The sequence below is a fragment of the Paraconexibacter sp. genome (assembly GCF_041602235.1).
In the GTDB taxonomy this organism is placed as follows: Bacteria; Actinomycetota; Thermoleophilia; order Solirubrobacterales; family Solirubrobacteraceae; genus Paraconexibacter.
This window is the reverse complement of the sequence record NZ_JBFIGP010000426.1, coordinates 1-2,264: the sequence shown is the minus strand read 5'-3', so window position 1 is coordinate 2,264 and position 2,264 is coordinate 1. Positions and strand designations below refer to the sequence as shown.

At 72.8% G+C, this 2,264-nt stretch carries 1 protein-coding gene and 2 pseudogenes; 2 read left to right on the top strand and 1 reads right to left on the bottom strand.

From position 1 onward, the window contains the following. Positions 1 to 446, bottom strand: a pseudogene (locus ABYE80_RS19945) (DNA alkylation response protein); the annotation flags it as partial. Between the two features lie 114 nt (positions 447 to 560). On the opposite strand from ABYE80_RS19945, the gene ABYE80_RS19940 reads away from it, so the two are divergent. Both ABYE80_RS19940 and ABYE80_RS19935 read left to right on the top strand, forming a co-directional pair. After that, positions 561 to 2,078, top strand: coding sequence for an NAD(P)/FAD-dependent oxidoreductase (locus tag ABYE80_RS19940; RefSeq protein ID WP_372792056.1), 1,518 nt, complete (start codon positions 561 to 563; stop codon positions 2,076 to 2,078). Beyond that, positions 2,075 to 2,264, top strand: a pseudogene (locus ABYE80_RS19935) (carbon-nitrogen hydrolase family protein); the annotation flags it as partial. The gene ABYE80_RS19940 and the pseudogene ABYE80_RS19935, both read left to right, overlap by 4 nt.

Genomic DNA, 2,264 nt, shown 5'->3' with positions numbered 1-2,264 from the left:
GCGGGCACCGAGGAGTGTGTCATCGCGATCGGGCAGGTCACGCCCGCCTCCGCCTGCGCGATGGCGATGAACTTCGCGGCGCGCGCGACGTGGGCGCCGGCGCGGTCGTCGGCCCAGGCCCCTCCGGCCACCGCACCCTCGACCGCGGTGCCCAGGACCTCGTGCCATCCCGGGTGGAACGCGATCGCGTCGGTCATGACACCCGAGCGGTCGTAGGGCACGTGCTCGGGCGGGTGCTCGTTCGCGGCGAAGCCGGCGTCCAGGAGCGACGTGCTGCCCGCGAGACGCCCGAACGCCCGGGCCTCGGCCTCCAGCGCGCCGGCGCCGTACGCACCGAGCGCGGAGATCAGCGCCCGGTCCGAGCCGATCAGGTCGATGTCGGCGAGCCGCGGCGGCTGGTCGTTGGCCGCGCCGGCCTCGGAGGGAGGGGTGGCAATGGTGCTCATGGGGTGATCCAACCGCCTGCGGGAGCCCGCGAGAAGGGCGAATAACCCCCCTGCGGGACAAGGAGCACCCCGCGTGGTGATGGCGCGGGCGGGTTTCGGTCCTACGGTGGGGACATGACGAGTTCATCCCAGTACGACGCCGTGGTCGTGGGGGCCCGCTGCGCGGGGTCGGGTGCGGCGATCGCCCTCGCGCGCGCCGGGCGCTCCGTGCTCATGGTCGATCGCGCGGCGTTCCCCTCGGACACGCTGTCCACCCACGTGAACTTCCCGTCGGCGGTCGCCGAGATCGACAAGCTCGGCGCGCTCGAGCGGGTGCTCGCCTGCGATCCGCCGAAGGCCCACTACGGCATGGTGCAGGGCGAGGACATCCCGTGCCTCGGGAAGTTCGCCGAGGTCGACGGGATCGACTACGGCATCTGCGTCCCGCGACCGCACTTCGACAACGCCCTCGTCGAGACGGCGCTCGAGGCCGGCGTCGAGCTGTGCGAGCGCACCTCCTGCGAGAGCCTCGTCTGGGAGAACGGTCGTGTGGCGGGCGTGGTGCTGCGTGGTCCCGACGGCGAGGAGGAGACCGTCTCCTGCAAGGTGCTCATCGGCGCCGACGGCCGCCGCTCCACCGTGGCGCGCCTCGTCGGCAGCGAGCGGCCCTACCGCGGCTCGGACAACCACCGGGCGTGCGCGTTCTTCTACATGGACGATCCCAAGGTCGGCACGGTCTGGCGCGACCGCCTGATCCAGCTGCGGCGGGGCAAGACCCACGCGCTGATCTTCCCGTGCCCCGACGACCGGGTCCTGTGCCTGTTCATGGGGCCCAAGGAGGACATCCCCCGGTGGCGCAAGGACCCGGAGGGGATGTGGGAGGAGATGCTGCGCGAGTGCCCGTCCGTCCGCGACCGGCTCGAAGGCGCCACGAACTTCTCGAAGCTGCGCTCGACCGCCGACAACCCGGCGTTCTTCCGCCGCTCCAGCGGCCCGGGCTGGGCGCTCGCCGGTGACGCCGGGCACTTCAAGGACCCCATCATCGGGCAGGGCATGCGCGACGCGATGCGGTTCGGGCGGCTGTGGGGTGAGGCGGCGGCCCCGGTGCTCGACGACCCCAGGGCGCTCGACGCCGCGCTCCGCGCGGTCGAGGAGCGCCGGGATCGCGAATGCATGGCGACCTACCACTGGGGCAACCGCGAGTCGCGGATCTTCGAGGTCAGCCCGCTGCACCGCGAGGTCTTCGCGGCCTGGGACGGCGCCGAGCCGTCCAAGCTGCTGCACATGTTCGACCGCGTCCGGGCACCCCACCACGTCCTGAACCCGCTCGTCGGCGCGACGTTCGCGACCAAGGCGATGCTGCGTCGTGGCGCCGACCGCCGGGCGATCCTCGGCGAGGCGATCGAGGAGATCCGCATCGACGCCGGCATCTGGCGCGAGGAGCTGTTCCCGCGGTTCCGCAACGCCCGCCAGTCGCGGTCCGAACGCACCGACTGGAACTGGCCGCCGTTGCGGCCCGCACGGGCGCTCCAGGCCGTGCCCACCGCGAAGGTCGACGACCTCGGCATCGGCGACTCCGTGCCGGCGGCGGTGTCCGCCTCGGGCGCCGACCGCGGGTCAGGCCCCGCCGCTCCGGGACCGGTGGCGGCATGAGCCCGGGCCGGAGCACGCCGACGAAGCGCGTCGTCGCCATCCAACTGGCCGTCCGTCGCGGTGAGGTGCAGCGCAACCTGCGCCACATCGAGGACATCGTCGGACAGGCGGCGCGTGAGCACTCGCCGGACATGATCTTCATGCCGGAGAGCGCGAACACCCCGAACATCCACCACCCGGTGATGC